The organism is Pigmentiphaga sp. NML080357, assembly GCF_002188465.1.
Classification (GTDB): domain Bacteria; phylum Pseudomonadota; class Gammaproteobacteria; order Burkholderiales; family Burkholderiaceae_B; genus Pigmentiphaga.
Genome location: NZ_NINW01000018.1, coordinates 1 through 16,289, shown reverse-complemented (window position 1 = coordinate 16,289; position 16,289 = coordinate 1). Strand labels below are relative to the sequence as shown.

The 16,289-nt window shown below is 66.6% G+C and carries 18 protein-coding genes and 1 pseudogene; 7 read left to right on the top strand and 12 right to left on the bottom strand.

Annotation, left to right across the window (positions count from 1 at the left end):
• Positions 1 to 48: 48 nt before the first annotated feature.
• The 8 genes from nuoF to CDO44_RS04395 all read right to left on the bottom strand — a co-directional run bounded on the left by nuoF (position 49) and on the right by CDO44_RS04395 (position 7,789).
• Entirely contained in the window at positions 49 to 1,368 is a 1,320-nt protein-coding gene (nuoF, locus tag CDO44_RS04430) for an NADH-quinone oxidoreductase subunit NuoF (protein WP_087779238.1), read from the bottom strand.
• Positions 1,365 to 1,868 carry an NADH-quinone oxidoreductase subunit NuoE gene (gene nuoE / locus CDO44_RS04425; RefSeq protein ID WP_087779275.1) on the bottom strand — a complete coding sequence of 168 codons (504 nt, stop codon included), beginning with the start codon at positions 1,866 to 1,868 and terminating at the stop codon, positions 1,365 to 1,367. The genes nuoF and nuoE overlap by 4 nt, the downstream gene beginning before the upstream one ends.
• 31 nt (positions 1,869 to 1,899) lie before the next feature.
• Positions 1,900 to 3,153 carry an NADH-quinone oxidoreductase subunit D gene (locus tag CDO44_RS04420; RefSeq protein WP_087779237.1) on the bottom strand — a complete coding sequence of 418 codons (1,254 nt, stop codon included), beginning with the start codon at positions 3,151 to 3,153 and terminating at the stop codon, positions 1,900 to 1,902.
• A gap of 2 nt (positions 3,154 to 3,155) precedes the next feature.
• Positions 3,156 to 3,749: an NADH-quinone oxidoreductase subunit C gene (locus CDO44_RS04415; RefSeq protein ID WP_087779236.1), complete on the bottom strand. Its 594-nt coding sequence runs from the start codon at positions 3,747 to 3,749 to the stop codon at positions 3,156 to 3,158.
• Positions 3,750 to 3,839: 90 nt separating this feature from the next.
• Entirely contained in the window at positions 3,840 to 4,316 is a 477-nt protein-coding gene (locus tag CDO44_RS04410) for an NADH-quinone oxidoreductase subunit B family protein (RefSeq protein WP_087779235.1), read from the bottom strand.
• Between the two features lie 35 nt (positions 4,317 to 4,351).
• On the bottom strand, positions 4,352 to 4,711 hold the full coding sequence (gene ndhC, locus CDO44_RS04405) for an NADH-quinone oxidoreductase subunit A (RefSeq protein WP_087779234.1): 360 nt from the start codon (positions 4,709 to 4,711) through the stop codon (positions 4,352 to 4,354).
• Positions 4,712 to 5,078: 367 nt separating this feature from the next.
• Positions 5,079 to 6,743, bottom strand: a complete 1,665-nt coding sequence (locus CDO44_RS28290) for a methyl-accepting chemotaxis protein (protein ID WP_087779233.1) — start codon at positions 6,741 to 6,743, stop codon at positions 5,079 to 5,081.
• 158 nt (positions 6,744 to 6,901) lie between these two features.
• Positions 6,902 to 7,789 carry an NAD(P)-dependent oxidoreductase gene (locus tag CDO44_RS04395; protein WP_158213202.1) on the bottom strand — a complete coding sequence of 296 codons (888 nt, stop codon included), beginning with the start codon at positions 7,787 to 7,789 and terminating at the stop codon, positions 6,902 to 6,904.
• Positions 7,790 to 7,935: 146 nt separating this feature from the next.
• Here CDO44_RS04395 and CDO44_RS04390 point away from each other — a divergent pair, with 146 nt between their 5' ends.
• Entirely contained in the window at positions 7,936 to 8,943 is a 1,008-nt protein-coding gene (locus tag CDO44_RS04390; protein WP_087779231.1) for an SDR family oxidoreductase, read from the top strand.
• A gap of 27 nt (positions 8,944 to 8,970) precedes the next feature.
• Here the strand turns inward: CDO44_RS04390 and CDO44_RS04385 are convergent, their stop codons facing one another.
• Entirely contained in the window at positions 8,971 to 9,180 is a 210-nt protein-coding gene (locus tag CDO44_RS04385) for a hypothetical protein (RefSeq protein ID WP_087779230.1), read from the bottom strand.
• Positions 9,181 to 9,328: 148 nt separating this feature from the next.
• On the opposite strand from CDO44_RS04385, the gene CDO44_RS04380 reads away from it, so the two are divergent.
• Positions 9,329 to 9,853: a ferritin-like domain-containing protein gene (locus CDO44_RS04380; protein ID WP_233146041.1), complete on the top strand. Its 525-nt coding sequence runs from the start codon at positions 9,329 to 9,331 to the stop codon at positions 9,851 to 9,853.
• Positions 9,854 to 9,861: 8 nt separating this feature from the next.
• Here the strand turns inward: CDO44_RS04380 and CDO44_RS04375 are convergent, their stop codons facing one another.
• Together CDO44_RS04375 and CDO44_RS04370 are read right to left on the bottom strand one after the other, a co-directional pair.
• The gene (locus CDO44_RS04375; RefSeq protein ID WP_087779229.1) at positions 9,862 to 10,500 is read right to left on the bottom strand and encodes a UdgX family uracil-DNA binding protein; all 639 of its coding nucleotides are present in this window, start codon (positions 10,498 to 10,500) and stop codon (positions 9,862 to 9,864) included.
• Between the two features lie 86 nt (positions 10,501 to 10,586).
• Positions 10,587 to 11,366 (bottom strand): helix-turn-helix transcriptional regulator, encoded by a 780-nt coding sequence (locus CDO44_RS04370; protein WP_087779228.1) that lies wholly within the window; start codon positions 11,364 to 11,366, stop codon positions 10,587 to 10,589.
• A gap of 95 nt (positions 11,367 to 11,461) precedes the next feature.
• Between CDO44_RS04370 and CDO44_RS04365 the strand changes: the two genes are divergently transcribed.
• The 5 genes from CDO44_RS04365 to CDO44_RS04345 all read left to right on the top strand — a co-directional run bounded on the left by CDO44_RS04365 (position 11,462) and on the right by CDO44_RS04345 (position 16,165).
• On the top strand, positions 11,462 to 11,713 hold the full coding sequence (locus CDO44_RS04365; RefSeq protein WP_087779227.1) for a hypothetical protein: 252 nt from the start codon (positions 11,462 to 11,464) through the stop codon (positions 11,711 to 11,713).
• 176 nt (positions 11,714 to 11,889) lie between these two features.
• Positions 11,890 to 12,852 (top strand): tripartite tricarboxylate transporter substrate binding protein, encoded by a 963-nt coding sequence (locus CDO44_RS04360; RefSeq protein ID WP_158213201.1) that lies wholly within the window; start codon positions 11,890 to 11,892, stop codon positions 12,850 to 12,852.
• A gap of 39 nt (positions 12,853 to 12,891) precedes the next feature.
• On the top strand, positions 12,892 to 14,352 hold the full coding sequence (locus CDO44_RS04355; RefSeq protein WP_087779225.1) for a UbiD family decarboxylase: 1,461 nt from the start codon (positions 12,892 to 12,894) through the stop codon (positions 14,350 to 14,352).
• Positions 14,353 to 14,372: 20 nt separating this feature from the next.
• The gene (locus CDO44_RS04350) at positions 14,373 to 15,335 is read left to right on the top strand and encodes a tripartite tricarboxylate transporter substrate binding protein (RefSeq protein ID WP_087779224.1); all 963 of its coding nucleotides are present in this window, start codon (positions 14,373 to 14,375) and stop codon (positions 15,333 to 15,335) included.
• Between the two features lie 26 nt (positions 15,336 to 15,361).
• Complete coding sequence (locus CDO44_RS04345; protein ID WP_087779223.1) at positions 15,362 to 16,165, top strand: alpha/beta fold hydrolase; 804 nt, start codon at positions 15,362 to 15,364, stop codon at positions 16,163 to 16,165.
• 12 nt (positions 16,166 to 16,177) lie between these two features.
• Here the strand turns inward: CDO44_RS04345 and CDO44_RS04340 are convergent.
• Positions 16,178 to 16,289 (bottom strand): annotated as a pseudogene (locus CDO44_RS04340) (IS5/IS1182 family transposase); the annotation flags it as partial.

Sequence of the window (16,289 nt, the reverse complement as noted above, 5' to 3'; positions counted from 1 at the left end):
GCGTGTGCGTTTCGGTAAAGTCTTTCGTTGCGGGGCGGGCCGCGGCGGCTACAGGTACTCCGGCACCAGGCAGTGCTTGTGCTCGATGTGGTACATGAACTCGTCGCGATAGTGCTTCAGGAAGCCCCGCACCGGCATCGCCGCGGCATCGCCCAGCGCGCAGATGGTGCGGCCCATGATGTTGCCAGCCACCGAATCGAGCAGGTCCAGGTCTTCCGGGCGGCCCTTGCCGCTCTCGATGCGATGGACCACGCGGTACAGCCAGCCCGTGCCTTCGCGGCACGGCGTGCACTGACCGCAGCTTTCCTCGAAATAGAAGTAGGACAGGCGCAGCAGCGACTTCACCATGCAGCGCGTCTCGTCCATCACGATGACCGCGCCCGACCCCAGCATCGACCCGGCCTTGGCGATCGAGTCGTAGTCCATCGTGCAGTCCATCATGATGTCGGCGGGCACCACGGGGGCGCTGGAGCCGCCCGGGATCACGGCCTTAAGCTTGCGGCCGCCGCGCACGCCGCCGGCCAGTTCCAGCAGCTTGGAGAACGGCGTGCCCATCGGCACTTCGAAATTGCCGGGATACTCGACGTCGCCCGAGACCGAGAACAGCTTGGTGCCGCCGTTGTTGGGCTTGCCCACCTGCAGGTAGGCGTCGCCGCCGTTGCGGATGATCCAGGGCACAGCGGCGAAGGTCTCGGTGTTGTTGATGGTGGTCGGCTTGCCGTACAGGCCGAAGCTGGCCGGGAACGGCGGCTTGAAGCGCGGCTGGCCCTTCTTGCCTTCCAGCGACTCGAGCAGCGCGGTTTCCTCGCCGCAGATGTAGGCGCCGTAGCCATGGTGGGCGTGCAGCTGGAAGCTGAAGTTCGAACCGAGGATGTTGTTGCCCAGGAAGCCGGCGGCCCGCGCCTCTTCCAGCGCTTCCTCGAAACGCTCGTACACCTCGAAGATCTCGCCGTGGATGTAGTTGTAGCCCACAGTGATGCCCATCGCGTAGGCGGCGATGGCCATGCCCTCGATCACGATGTGCGGGTTGTAGCGCAGGATGTCGCGGTCCTTGAACGTGCCCGGCTCGCCCTCGTCGGAGTTGCAGACCAGGTACTTCTGGCCCGGGAACGTGCGCGGCATGAAGCTCCACTTCAGGCCGGTGGGAAAGCCCGCGCCGCCGCGGCCGCGCAACCCGGAGGACTTGACTTCGGCAATGACCTGCTCGGGCGTCATGCCCGTGGACAGGATCTTGCGCAGGGCCTCGTAGCCGCCGCGCGCAACGTAATCGTTCAGGCGCCAGTTGCTGCCGTCCAGGCCCGCCATGATCTGCGGGTCGATGTGGCGGTTGTGGAACGCCGTGCTGATGACCGGTTCGGCCACGCTCATTTTGCACCTCCGGCATTCGCCTCGGCCTTCAACTCATCGACGAGGGCGTCGAGCTTGGCCTCGGACATCTGAATGCACATACGCTTGTTGTTCACCAGCAGGACCGGCGCGTCGCCGCAGGCCCCCATGCACTCGCCCTCGACCAGCGTGAACAGGCCGTCGGCGGTGGTTTCCTTGTAGCCGACGCCCAGCTTCTGCTTGAGGTAGTGGCCGGCCTTCTCGCCGTCGCGAAGCGCACAGGGCAGATTGGTGCAGACAGAGATCTTGTACTTGCCCAGCGGCTTGAGGTTGTACATGTTGTAGAAGGTGGCGACTTCCTGCACGGCGATGGGCGCCATGTCGAGGACCTTCGCCACTTCTTCCATCACCTCTTGCGACAGCCAGCCCTTCTCGTCCTGCGCGATGGCCAGCGCCGCCATCACGGCGGACTGTTTCTGGTCGGCCGGGTACTTGGAGACTTCGCGGTCGATCTTCTTGAGGGCCTGTTCGGAAAGCAGCATGGTGGTATCCGGTTGGGACGCGGTCATGGCTTCAGCGGTCGATCTCGCCGAACACGATGTCCTGCGTGCCGATAATCGTGACGGCGTCGGCGATCATGTGGCCGCGCGCCATCTCGTCCAGCGATTGCAAGTGGGCAAAGCCCGGAGCCCGTATCTTCAGGCGATACGGCTTGTTGGCGCCGTCGGACACCAGGTAGATGCCGAATTCGCCCTTGGGGTGCTCGACGGCCGAGTACGCCTCGCCCGGCGGCACGTGAAAACCTTCGGTGAAGAGCTTGAAGTGGTGGATCAGCTCTTCCATGCCGGTCTTCATCTCGGCGCGGCTGGGCGGGGCGACCTTGTGGTTGCTCGTCATGACCGGGCCGGGATTGTTGCGCAGCCACTCTACGCACTGCTTGATGATGCGGTTGCTCTGGCGCATTTCCTCGATCCGCACCAGGTAGCGGTCGTAGCAGTCGCCGTTGACGCCCACCGGCACGTCGAACTGGACCAGGTCATAGACCTCGTAGGGCTGCATCTTGCGCAGGTCCCACTCGACGCCCGAGCCGCGCAGCATGGGGCCGGTGAAGCCCAGCGCCTTCGCGCGCTCGGGGCTGACGATGCCGACGTCGACCAGGCGCTGCTTCCAGATGCGGTTGTCGGTCAGCAGCGTCTCGTATTCGTCGACGTAGCCGGGGAAGCGGTTGGTGAAGGACTCGATGAAATCCAGCAGGGAACCGGAGCGGTCCTCGTTCAGCGCCTTCATTTCCCTTTCGCTGCGCAGCTTGCTCGGACGATACTGCGGCATGCGGTCCGGCAGGTCGCGATAGACGCCGCCCGGACGGTAGTAGGCCGCGTGCATTCGGGCGCCCGAGACCGCCTCGTAGCAGTCCATCAGGTCCTCGCGCTCGCGGAAGGCATAGAGGAACACCGCCATCGCGCCGACGTCGAGCGCATGCGAGCCCAGCGACATCAGGTGGTTCAGGATGCGGGTGATCTCGTCGAACATGACGCGGATGTACTGCGCCCGCAGCGGCACCTCGATGCCCAGCAGCTTCTCGATCGCCATGACGTAGGCGTGCTCGTTGCACATCATGGACACGTAGTCGAGGCGGTCCATGTAGGGCAAGGCCTGCAGGAAGGTCTTGTGCTCGGCCAGCTTCTCGGTGGCGCGGTGCAGCAGGCCGATGTGGGGATCGGCGCGCTGGATGACCTCGCCGTCCAGCTCCAGCACCAGGCGCAGCACGCCGTGCGCGGCCGGGTGCTGCGGACCGAAGTTGAGGGTGTAGTTCTTGATCTCTGCCATGATTAACGCCCTGCTCCGTAACCGTCTTCGCGAATGACTCGAGGAATGATCTCGCGCGGCTCGATGGTGACGGGCTGGTAGATGACCCGTTTCTGCTCGGGGTCGAAACGCATCTCGACGTTGCCCGACAGGGGGAAGTCCTTGCGGAACGGATGGCCGATGAAGCCGTAATCGGTAAGGATGCGGCGCAGGTCCGGATGGCCTTCGAACAGCACTCCGTAGAAGTCGAAGGCTTCGCGCTCGTACCAGTTGACGCCGGGCCAGACATCGACCAGCGAAGGCACGACGGGCATGTCGTCGTCGGGCGCGTACGTACGCACGCGCAGGCGCCAGTTGTGGGTGATCGAGGTCAGGTGCAGCACCACCGCAAAGCGCGCGGTCTCGCGCACCTCGTTGCCGTAGGTCGAGTAGTCGACGCCGCACAGGTCGATGCAGCTCTCGAAGCGCAGCCCGGCGTCGTCGCGCAGCGTCCGGCACACCTCGATATATCGTTCGACCGGAACCTCGAGCGTCAGCTCGCCCAGGGCGAGCGTGAGACGGATGTCTTCGCCCAAGGCGCGAAGCAGATTCTGGCGCAGGGTTTCAAGCTTGGTCATGAGCGCTCGGATCAAAAGACGACACCGGGCAGGCGGCGGCCTGTCCGGGCAGGATGATGAGGAGAAAGGGAAGGCGCACCGGCATCGATGTCAGCGCGCGATCGTATTGGTGCGCCGGATCTTGTTCTGCAGCTGCAGCAAGCCGTACACCAGCGCTTCGGCCGTGGGCGGGCAGCCCGGGACGTAGACGTCGACCGGGACGATGCGATCGCAGCCGCGCACCACCGAGTAGGAATAGTGGTAGTAGCCGCCGCCGTTGGCGCACGACCCCATGGACACCACCCACCGCGGCTCCGGCATCTGGTCGTAGACCTTGCGCAAAGCCGGGGCCATCTTGTTGCAGAGCGTGCCCGCGACGATCATCAGATCGGACTGGCGCGGACTCGGCCGGAAGATGATGCCGAAGCGGTCGAGGTCGTAACGCGCCGCGCCCGCATGCATCATCTCGACCGCACAGCAGGCCAAGCCGAACGTCATGGGCCACAGCGAGCCGGTCTTCGCCCAGTTGATGACCTTGTCCGCCGTCGTGGTGATGAAGCCTTCGTTGAGAATTCCGTCGATAGCCATTGATGAAACCCGGTGTCCTTCGGCATGCCCTGGGATCACTCCCAGTCGAGCGCGCCCTTTTTCCATTCGTAAACGAAACCGACCACGAGAACGGCCAGAAATACCGCCACGGTGCCGAAGCCCAGCAGGCCCACCTGCTCGTTGGCCATGGCCCATGGGAACAGGAACGCGATCTCGAGATCGAAGAGAATGAACAGGATGGCCACGAGGTAGTACCGCACGTCGAACTTCATGCGGGCATCCTCGAACGCCTCGAAGCCGCATTCGTACGGCGAGAGCTTTTCGCTGTCGGGCCGGCTAGGGCCGATCACGGAGCCGAGGAACATCAGCGCGAATCCGATGACGCTGCCCACGATGATGAACAGCAGGACAGGAAGGTAACTCTCGATATTCATCAGGCAACCTGTTCGAGTAACGCCACAGGCATGAGGCTGCCCGAGGCGTCATTGGCAAAAAATTGGCAGGAGCGGACAGACTTCCTTGCGACGGACGGCCAGAGATGCCGCCTGCTGGGCCCCGGCCGGGGCCGGCGCAATTCTAAACCGCTAGTCCACACTTACATGCAAGGATGTATGTTTTTGCGCGGACTGCTGCGTCTTCAAACCTTGCGAGTCGGCGCCAAACAAAACTGTCTTACCGGTAACTGTCGGACACGCATGTTTCATACCCATGCCGGTCCGACAGAAAGTATAGCGCAAACCCTGAGTCAGCCGAAACGCTCGCCCCCCTTCCGCCCCCGGGGAAAGCCGCGTCGGCCAAGGCTTACGACACCCTGAACGAATTCACGGTTTCGTCGACCTTGCGGACGGTTTCCCGCAGGCCCGCGACCTGGGCCGCCATCGCGCCCGCCGCCTCGCGGTAGTGCTCGGCCATGCCGGCCACTTCTTCGACGTGCCGCACCACTCCCTCGTTGAGGGCCGCCTGTTCGCGCAAGGCGTTCCCGATGTCGGCCACCACGCCGGCGGCCCGTGCCGATCCGGCATGCAGTTCGCCCATGAAACGCCCTGCCTCGCCGGCGCTCGACTGCCCCACCGCGACGGCCTCCACCACTTCCCGCATCAGCTCGGCGGCCACCATGGTCTCGTCGGCGATGCGTTCCACGGTCAGGCCGATCTGATGGCTGGAAGCGGCGCTTTTCTCGGCCAGCACCCTCACCTGCTCGGCCACCACGGCGAATCCCCTGCCTTCCTCGCCCGCGCGCGCAGCCTCTATCGCGGCGTTGAGCGACAGGAGCTTGGTCTGGGCGGCGATATCGGAAATCAGGCGGGCCACTTCCCTGATGGAGGCGCCGTGCCGGCCGAGCGCCTCCAGCGCGCGCGAAGCATCCGCCATGCGTCCGGCGATGGCGTCCATCCTGCCGCCCGCGGTCCCTATCAATTCGCCACCCCGGGCGGCCAGCTCGCATGCCGCCCGCGACAGTCCCACCGCCTCTTCCACCGATGCCGCCACCTGGTCCATGCTCGCGGCCACCTCCTGCATGGACTGGGCCATGCGCCCGGCCGCCTCGCTCTGCCGCGCCGCGCCGCCGGCCACGCCCGCAGCGCCGGCCGATACTTCGTCGCCGGCCGCGTTCATCGCCCCCGAGAGGCCCTGGACCGTGGCCAGCGATGACCGCATGCGCCCCACCAGTTGATCGAGCGCCCGCGCCATGTCGGCCACTTCGTCGTTGCCCCGCACCATCGCCCGCGGCCGGAAATCCAGGTCGCCGGCGATCGAGGCCAGCCGCCCCCGCATGCCGTCGATGGCGCCGACGATCGTGCTGCCCGCACGCCAGGCGCCGAGCAGCATGGCCAGGATCGCCCCCATCCCGACGCCGGCAATCAGCCAGGCCAGGCGCAGGCTCGCCTGCCGCAGCTCCGCCGCCCGCTCGGCCGCCGCCTGCGCCCCCGTCCCGGCGAGGGCCTGCATGGCCTGCTGGGCCTGCACGTAATAGGACTCCTGGGCCGAATAGGCGGCCAAGTACTTGAGGAAAAGAAACCGCTGGCGCTCTTCCGAATCCACCTCCACCAGTTGCTTGAGCAGATCGGTAAGCGGCCGTTCCTTTTCTGCCCAAGCATGAAAGGCCGCGTCGAAGGCCTGCAGCGCTTTTTCTTCATCTTCCGAGACGCCGCCGTCGCCCAACGCCGCGCGCGCCTCGTCCATGGCTGCCCAGGTACGCGCCTTCGATTGCAGCATGCGTTCCCATTCATTGCGGGCCTCGATGGAGTACTCGCCTACCCATTGCAGCGGCTCGAGGTTATGGCGCGCGACCTGCACCTGCCCCTCGCGGAGCGCGCCCAGCGCCACCAGCGCCGGCACCCGGTGGCGCGCAAAACCATCGACCGCCGCGCTCAGGCGCAACAGTCCCACCACGGAACAACCGGCCACCACCGCCAGCGCGACGATGCCGGCCGTGCCCAACGCGAACAATTTGCTGCGTATTTTCATGACGTCCTAATGAAACCCCTGGCCCACAAACGGCAACGGCGGGATTCCGGAGAACCCCGCCGTTGCGTGTCACTCGCCTTATCGGCTCTGCAAGGAGCGCACTTGAGCGCCGTTACATCAATGAAAATACGATGACACGCGTACCCGCCCGCGCGGGCTCAGCCGTAGCGCCGGACCAGGCCGGAGACGTCGCCAGCGAACAAGGCCGGATCCTGCTCCCGGATGCGCTGGTACAGCGCGGCGCAAAAGGCCGACACCGGCGTGTCGGCCTGGAGATCCGCCGCCATGTCCTGCGAAATCCCGATGTCCTTGGCCATCAGTTCGACCGCGGTGCGGGTCGGCTGGAAACTGCCCGCCGCCATGGCCGGGCCGAAGATCTGCAGCGGCTGGGAATCGGCGAATCCGCCCGCCAGCGCCTTCGCGAGGCTGGCGACGTTCACCCCGGCGCGGCGCGCCAGGCCATAGGTCTCGGCAATGGTGAGCACGTTCACCGCCACGATCATCTGATTGCAGATCTTGGTGGTCTGGCCGGCGCCCGCAGGCCCCATGTGGGTGACGCGCGACGTCAGCGCGGCCAGGAACGGCCGCGCCGCTTCCAGGTCCGCCTCGTCCCCGCCGACAAAGCAGATCAGCGTCCCGCGCTCCGCACCCGGCACGCCGCCCGACACGGGCGCATCCAGCCACGACGCCCCGGTCCGCTCGTACAGGCGGCGGCCGAAGTCCCGCGCCTGTTCGGGCGCGATCGTCGAAAAATCCACCACGATTTTCTTCGTCGCGAAACGACCGGCGCTGGCAAGGCCGTCGGGTCCGAAGACCACTTCTTCGACCGCTGGCCCGTCCTTTACGCAGATGCCGACGACGTCGGCGGCGCGCAGCACGTCGGCCGGCGTGCGCGCTACCCGCGCGCCGGCCGCGCCAAGTCCGGCCGATCTGCCGGCGCTGCGGTTCCAGACGGTAGTCCCGCGGCCGGCGGCGAGCAGGCGGCGCGCCATGGGCAGGCCCATGTTGCCGAGTCCGATGAAACCGAAATGCGGGGAAGTATGCATGTCACGATGCTCCGGTTGGCGGCTGGCGAACCGCGTGCGCATCATAGCGCTCGCCTCGCCACGACGCCCGCGGGGGCTCGGCCGTAGCGCGGCGGGCACGCTCCCTGCGTCAGTCGTCGTCCTGCCCGTCTGACAGGAGAGCCGATATGAAATACCGCCTGAAACGACTTGCCGACCAGGTCATCGTCATCACCGGAGCCAGCAGCGGCATAGGGCTGGCGACCGCCCGCGAGGCCGCCCGCCAGGGGGCGCGGCTCGTGCTCGCCTGCCGCGACAAGGAACGGCTGGACGCGGTGGCCGAGGAACTGCGGGCGGCGGGCGGCCAGGCCACCGCCGTCCAGGCGGACGTGGGTCGCCGCGAGGATCACGAGCGGCTGCTGCAGACCGCCCTCGACACCTACGGCGCAGTGGACACCTGGATCAACAATGCCGGAGTCTCGATCTATGGGCGCATCGAGGACGTGCCGCTGGAAGACCAGCGCAAGCTCTTCGACACCAACTATTGGGGCGTCGTCTACGGCTCGATCGTCTCGGTGGCGCATCTGCGCAAGCACGGCGGCGCCCTCATCAACGTCGGCAGCGAAGTGTCGGACCGCGCGGTGCCGCTGCAAGGCGCCTACTCGGCGTCCAAGCATGCCGTGAAGGGGTTCACCGATGCCCTGCGCATGGAACTGGAAACCGAAGGCGTGCCCGTGTCGGTCACCCTGGTCAAGCCGGCATCCATTGCCACACGGTTCACGGCCAATGCGCGCAATTACATGGACGTGGAGCCGCGCCTGCCGCCGCCCGTCTATGCGCCCGAGGTCGCGGCCCGGGCCATCCTGTATGCCGCCGAGCATCCTCGCCGCGACATCTACGTGGGCGGCGCGGCGAAGGCCATCGGTCACTTCGGCCAGCGCATGCCGCGGCTGGCCGACAGAATGGCGAACTGGCTCGTCAAGCACCAGCGCACCGGCATTCCCGCGCGCGAACGCCACGATGGACTAGAGACCCCGGGCGACGGCGAAGCCCCGGTAAGCCAGGGGCGGGTCCATCGCCACAGCGCCTATACGCACATGGCGACACGCGGCCGCGGACCGCTGCTGGCGGCGGCGTGCGCGGTCCTGCTGGTGGGCGCGGCGCTAGGCGCGGCCCATGCCGCCCGCCGTCCCTAGTACGCCTAGTACAGGAAGGGCGCCGCTTCAGGACGCGGCGCCGGGGTCCCGGCCCGACGGCGCAGGCTGAGTCTTGCCGACGGCGCCGTCATCTCGGCCGACGGCGCCGTCCCTCCCCCAGTCGTCAGGCCCTTCGGCCGGCGCCTGCGCGCTGCGGCGAGGCGTGCGCACGACCTGCGGATCGGCCTCGGGATGGGGTTCGCGGTCCGGCGCGCCGGTGTTCTGTGGTTTCATCATGTCGTCCTCCATGCACGAAGGAAACCGCAGCAAGCGCCGTGCCCCGCTCGCGTCTTGAACGCCCCGCCGGGTACGAAATCTGCGGAGCCGGAAGCGGCGGGCCATCGCGCATGGCTTGCGCCCTTTCGACACTCAATGGAGAGCGAACATGGACCAACGTACGGATGACGTCGCCGCCCACCACTTCATGGATTGGCTGCGTGATGCCCATGCCATGGAGAAACAGGCGGAAACCATGCTGAATTCGATGGCCGGCCGCCTGGAAAACTACCCGGACCTGAAGCAACGTATCGAGCAGCATCTGGAAGAAACCAGGAACCAGGCTCAATTGCTGGTCACCTGCATAGAGCGGCGTGGCGGCGACAACTCTACCTTGAAGGATCTGGCTGGCAAGGCCATGGCGATGGCCCAGGGCATTTCCGGCATGTTCGCCACCGACGAAGTCGTCAAGGGCGCCATGTTCAGCTATGCCTTCGAGCATCTGGAGATCGCGGCGTACCGCAACCTCATCGGTGCCGCCCGAACCGTGGGAGACACCCAGACGCAGCAGGTGTGCGAACGCATTCTTGCCGAGGAAGAAGCCATGGCCAAGTGGCTGGAGGACCACCAGGACGACATTGCCTCGCGATACCTGGAACTGGCGCGCATACCGCATGCGCAAGCCAAGCGCTGACGCGTGGCTCACCTGCCGGCGCGCTCGTGCGCGAGCTCGCCGGCGCGCTTCAAGGCCGCGACGATGGTGTCGTAGGCTTCCTGGCGCGCGGCCGCATCCGGCGCGCGTAGGGCGTAGGACGGATGATAGGTCGGCACGACGAGCCGCCCGCCGCAAGGCAGCACCTCGCCCAGCTTGTCGCGCAAGCCGGCGCGGTAGTCGTGCAGGACCGACTTCAGCGCCGTCGCTCCCAGCGCCACCACGATGAGGGGATCGACCGCGGCATACTCTTTTTCCAGCCAGTACCGGCAGGCCTCGATCTCGCGCTGGCCCGGGGTCTTGTGCATGCGGCGCTTGCCGCGCAGCGACCATTTGAAATGCTTGACCGCGTTGGTGACGAAGACCTCGTCGCGGTCCACGCCGGCATCGGCCAGCGCCGAGTCCAGCAATGCGCCGGCCGGCCCCACGAAAGGCCTGCCGGCCAGGTCTTCCTTGTCGCCGGGCTGCTCTCCCACCATCATGATCGGCGCGCGCTTCGGCCCTTCGCCCGCCACCCCCTGCGTGGCGTCGTGCCACAGCCGGCAACGCCGGCACGTGTCCAGCGAAGCGGGCTCCTGATCCGGCACCACGACCACGTCGGGCGGCGCGGTTTCGATATGCATGCTCATCGATAGCTCCAGGCGGTAAGCCTCGGCCAGCCGGCAAGGTTCATGCCTGCCGCATGCGGGCCTTCGCGTCGGCAAGCGAGCCGGACTCAACCCGAGGCGAGATAGCGCCCCGGCGTCACGCCGAACGTCCGGCGGAACAGCGCAATGAACGCGCTCACGTTGTCGTAGCCGAGATCCAGCGCCACGGTGGTCACCGCCTTCCCCGCGGCCAGCATCTCCATCGCGCGCAAGAGCCGCACGCGCTGGCGCCATGCGGTGAAACTGAATCCGGTCTCGACGCGAAAACGCCGCGTAAGCGTGCGTGGCGCGACAGCCGCCCATGCCGCCCATTCCTCCAGGCGGCGATCGTCGTCCGGACGGTCGGACAGCGCCCTGGCGATTTTCAACAGACGTTCGTCCCGCGGCATGGGCAGCCCCAAGGTCTCGTGGGGCGAACTGCGGATTTCGTCGAGGATCACGCCCGCCACGCGCAATTGCGCCGCATCCAGCGGTGCGCCGGCCGTCCACGAGGATGCGCGTGCCGCCGCCTCGCGCAACAAGCCGGATACGGCCAGCAGACAAGGCTGGCGCGGCAGATCCCGGCACGCCGATGGAACGACATAGACGCTCCACCCCGCGAACGGACCATGCGAGCGCGCGCCGTGCGGCACGCCGGGCGGTATCCATACCGCGTGGGTGGCCGGCACCACCCACCGGCTGCCGCCGGCTTCGACCGACAGCAGGCCTTGCATGGCGCCGAGCAACTGGCCCCGCCCATGCCGGTGGCGGCGGGTCAGGCGCACGGCCCCCGTCCGCCGCGACACGGCCAGGACCGGTGGCCCATCGTCCGCCGAGGCGTCCACGGAGGAAATCCAGGATATTGGCATGATTGGCCTGAACAAGCTATCGAATGTCCTTTATAGCGTATCCAGGCCATCCCGCCTGTCCTATCCTGGATTCCGCCCAGCCATGAGGAAACGATATGCAAGCCCAGGACATTCTTCCCGACCATCTCGACACCGTCGAACGCAACGGCGTGGTCATCCGCAAAGGCAGCGTCGGCGCCTTCCTGGCCAACGCCCGGACATGGTGCGACCCGGCCTCGGATCCCGGCGCCCGCATGCGCGCCGAGCGCGACATCCTCGATGCCTTGCCGGCGCTGCGGGCCCTCGGTCTGTTCGAAGTGCTGGCCATCCGCGACGCGGCGCTGCGAGACCTGGTCGAGGCACACTGAACGCCATGGTTCGACCCGACGACCGCGATCGCGCGAGAAGCCCTCCGCGCGGTCAATAAAACGGCTCATGCCTGTCATTAGGACATTTCATTTGGCGCACTCCGCCGGCGTCGGCACAATTCGCCGGACCGATGACAAGCCGGACACCGATCCGGCCCCCCCAGGCGGAGACACCAGTGAGAACATCGAAGACATTGCTTGCGGCGCTCATGCTCGCAGCCGTGGGCGCAGCCCACGCCCAGGACTATCCCAGCCGGCCGATCCGCATGGTCGTGCCTTTTGCCGCGGGCGGCGTGGTCGACGTCACGGCCCGCTTGCTGGCCCAGAAGTTGACCGAGCGCCTGGGTTGGAATGTCATCGTCGAGAACAAGCCCGGTGGCAATGGCTTTATCGCGGTGAGCAACGTGGCCCAGGCGCCCGCCGACGGCTACACGCTGCTGATGGCGCATACCGGCGAATTCTCGGTGAACCCGGCGCTTTTCAAGCACGTTCCCTACGATCTCGATCGCGACTTCAAGCCCATCACCCTGGTCAGCGACACGCCGCTGCTGCTGGTGGCCAATGCCGCCACGCCCTACAAGACCTTCGACGACGTAATCAAGGCGGCCAAGGCCAAGCCTGATTCGCTCGCGTTCTCGTCCCCCGGCGCGGGCAGCTACAACCACCTGGGCGGCGAATGGTTCGCGCTGGAGTCCGGCATCAGACTCATGCACGTTCCCTACAAGGGCGGCGCGCCGGCCATGGCGGCGGTTGCCGGCGGTGAAGTGCCGCTGGGCGTGGTGGCCGTGCCGGCCGTGCTGCCCCACGTGAAGAGCGGGCGCGTGCATGTGGTGGGCCTGCTGACCCGCCGCGGCATGGCCGACCACCCCGAATGGAAGACCGCCCAGGGCGCGGGCGTGCCGCGTGTGGACGCCTCGAACTGGGTGGGGATGTTCGCGCCCAAGGGCACGCCCGACACCATTATCGAGATCCTGCACCGCGAAGTGGCCAAGACCCTCGCGGCTCCCGACGTGATCCAGCGCTTCGCCGAGAACGGCGCCACCGTGGGCGGCATGCCGCCGGCCGAATTCAAGCAACGCATCGAGTTCGACCTGAAGAACGTCCGCGGCGTGATCGAGCGCGCCAGGATCGAACCCTGAACGCCGCAAGCGGCGCGGCACGACCACCACGGATCCTGAATGACGACACACACCAAGGCACACGGATTGGACTTGCGGCAGTGGCTTGCCGACATCGACGCCGACAAGCAGCTCAAGCGCGTCTCGGGCGCGGACTGGAACCTGGAACTGGGCGCGATCGCCGAGCTGAACGTCAAGAAGGCCGACCCCAAGGCACTGCTGTTCGACGACATTCCCGGCTACCCATCCGGCCACCGCGTACTCACCTGCACCACCTCGAATGCGGTGCGCCTGGCCAGTATCCTGCGGCTGGGCGATGTCTCGGGCCACCAGGATCTGGTCGGCAAGCTGCGCGGCCGGCCCAATGCCTGGAAGAGCCGCGCCGCGGAATACGACCCTGTGCAAGTTGGAAACGGCGCCGTGTTCGAACATGTGGTCTCGGGCAGGGACGTGGACGTGTCCGCCTTCCCCGCGCCGCTCTGGCACGAAAAGGATGGCGGCCGCTACATCGGCACCGGCTGCATGGTGGTCACGAAGGACCTCGACTCGGACTGGGTCAACGTCGGCACCTACCGCGTCATGATCCATGACCGCAACCACGTCGGCCTGGACATGATCCCCGGCAAGCACGGCGCCATCCAGTACGACAAGCACGTGGCCGCCGGCAAGCCCTTTCCCGTGGCCATCGTGCTGGGCTGCGACCCGCTGGGCTACACCATCTCGGGCATCGAAGTGCCCTACGGCATGTGCGAGTACAACTACATCGGCGCCATCCTCGGGCAGCCGGTGGAGGTCGTGCGCGGCCAGGCCACCGGCCTGCCCTTCCCGTCCGCCGCCGAGATCGTGATCGAAGGCTGGGCCCACCCCGGCGACATGAAAGAGGAAGGCCCGTTCGGCGAGTTCCATGGCTACTACCCCGGCAAGCAAGGCGTATCGCCCGTAGTCACGATCGAACACATCTACCATCGCTCACGGCCCATTCTGCTGGGCAGCCCGCCCGCCAAGCCGCCCAACGACTATTCGTACTCGAAGGCCGTGATGCGTTCGGCGCTGCTGATGGACGCCCTGCAGGCCGCGGGCGTACCCGACGTCCAGGCGGTATGGGCGCACGAGATCGGCGGCGCTCGCATGTTCAACGTGGTATCGATCAAGCAGCGTTATCCGGGCCATGCGAGGCAGGCCGGCCACCTGCTGCTCAACTGCGGCGTGGGGGCCTACATGTCGCGCTGGGCGGTGGTGGTGGACGAAGACATCGACCCGGCCAATCTGCAGGAGGTGATGTGGGCGGTGGCCACGCGCTCCGACCCCGAGCGCGACATCGACATCGTCCGGCGCGGCATGGGATCGAAGAACGATCCGCTGTTCGTCACTTTCGGCACCGACACGCCGTTCAACTCCAAGGCCGTCATCGACGCGTGCCGGCCGTACGACTACCTGGCCCGGTTTCCCGGCGTAGCCGAGGCCAGCAAGTCGCTGCAGGCCGCAACCCGCCAGAAATGGAGCCACGTTCTCGACGAATGACCAAGAACCAAGGAGCAGACATGAACCAGTACGTCGTCGCCGCGGCGATCGCCGCCACCCTCGCGGCAGGCACCGCCCAGGCCCAGGAGTGGCCCGCCCGCCCCATCACCATGATCGTGCCCTTTGCCCCCGGGGGCGTGACCGACGCGGTGGCGCGTCCGGTGGCCGAGGCCATGGCGCGCAAGCTGGGCCAACCCGTGATCGTGGAAAACAAGGTGGGCTCGGGAGGCGCAGTGGGAATCGCCCATACCGCACGTGCCAAGCCGGACGGCTACACCATCCTGATGTCGCTGCCGGCAATCTCGAGCATGCCGACGGCCGACAAGCTGATCGGCCGCCAGCCGATGTACCAGGTCGACCAGTTCGCCCCGATCGCCCGCATCACGGCGGATCCTGCCGTGCTCGCGGTCCGCAGCGACAGCCCGTGGAAAACGGCGCAGGAGTTCATCGACCATGCCCGCAAAGAACAGATCACCTATGGATCGTCGGGCGTCTACGGCACGCTGCACATGTACATGGCGTCGCTGGCCAACGCGGCCGGCATGAAGACCCTGCACGTTCCCTACGGCGGGGCCGGCCCGGCCATGATGGCCCTGATGGGCAAGCAGATCCAGGCTCTGGCCGTCTCGCCCGGATCGGTCAAGCAGCACGTGGACAGCGGCGCGGTACGGCTGCTGGCCCATTGGGGCAGCGAACCCGTCGAAGCCTTCCCCAAGCTACCCAGCCTGAAATCGCTGGGCTACAACGTCGAGTTCTATCAGTGGAGCGGCCTGTTCGCCCCCGCCGGCACCCCGTCCCCGGTGCTCGAAAAGCTGGGCGAAGCGGTCAAATTCGCCGTTGAAGACGCCCGCGTGCAAAAAGTCATCGAGGAAGGCGCCGGCCTGCCCATCAAATATCTGAACACCGCGGACTTCGCCAAATTCTGGAAGGAAGACGCGGAAGGACAAATCCAGGCCGTGCAACGCATCGGCAAGGTCGACTAATCCGAGCAGAAAGAGCAGAGATCGAGATGCCCGAAACGCCATTGCACTACGCCTCTTCCGCGGACGGCACCCGCATCGCCTATGCCCTGCATGGCCAAGCCGGCGCGAAGCGCCGCTTCGCCCTGGTCCACTCCCTGGCCATGGACCACAGCTTCTGGGACACGGTCGCGGCCGAACTTGGGCCCGACGCGGCGGTCGCGGCGTTGGACGCGCGCGGACACGGCCGCTCGGACAAACCGGCAGGTCCCTACCGCATCGAGACCTTCGCCGATGACGTCGCCAGCGTGCTCGACGCACTGGGGTGGGAGCGCGCCGTGGTCGGCGGAGCCTCGATGGGCGGCAGCGTCGCCCTGGCCTTCGGCATCCGCCATCCACGCCGAACCGCAGGCCTTGGGCTGTTCGACACGACCGCATGGTATGGCGCCACCGCGCCTGCCGACTGGGAAGGACGCGGCCGGAAAGCTGTACAGGACGGACTCGCGAGCCTGATCGCATTCCAGGAAACGCGCTGGTTCACCGACGACTTCCGCCGCGACCATCCCGACGTGGTCGAACACTGCAAGCGGATATTCCTTGCCAACGACATGCCCGCCTACCTGGAAACCTGCCGCATGCTGGGCAACATGGACCAGCGTGCGGACCTCTCCCGCATCGAAGCCCCCACCCGCATCCTGGTCGGCGAAGAAGACTACGCCACTCCCGTGGCCATGGCGCAGGCGCTTGCCGACGCCATTTCCGGCTCGACGCTGTGCATCCTGCCTCGCGCGCGGCACCTGTCTCCGCTCGAATATCCACGCGAAGTGGCCGACAGCCTGCTGGCCCTGGCCTAGGGCGTGTTCACACTATCTAAGCCCATCAACGATGAGCGCGAAATTGATGAAGGCAATGAACATCACATCCAGCTTGTCGAATCGCGAGAATATGCGCCGGAAGCCTTTGAGGCGCCGGAACAGT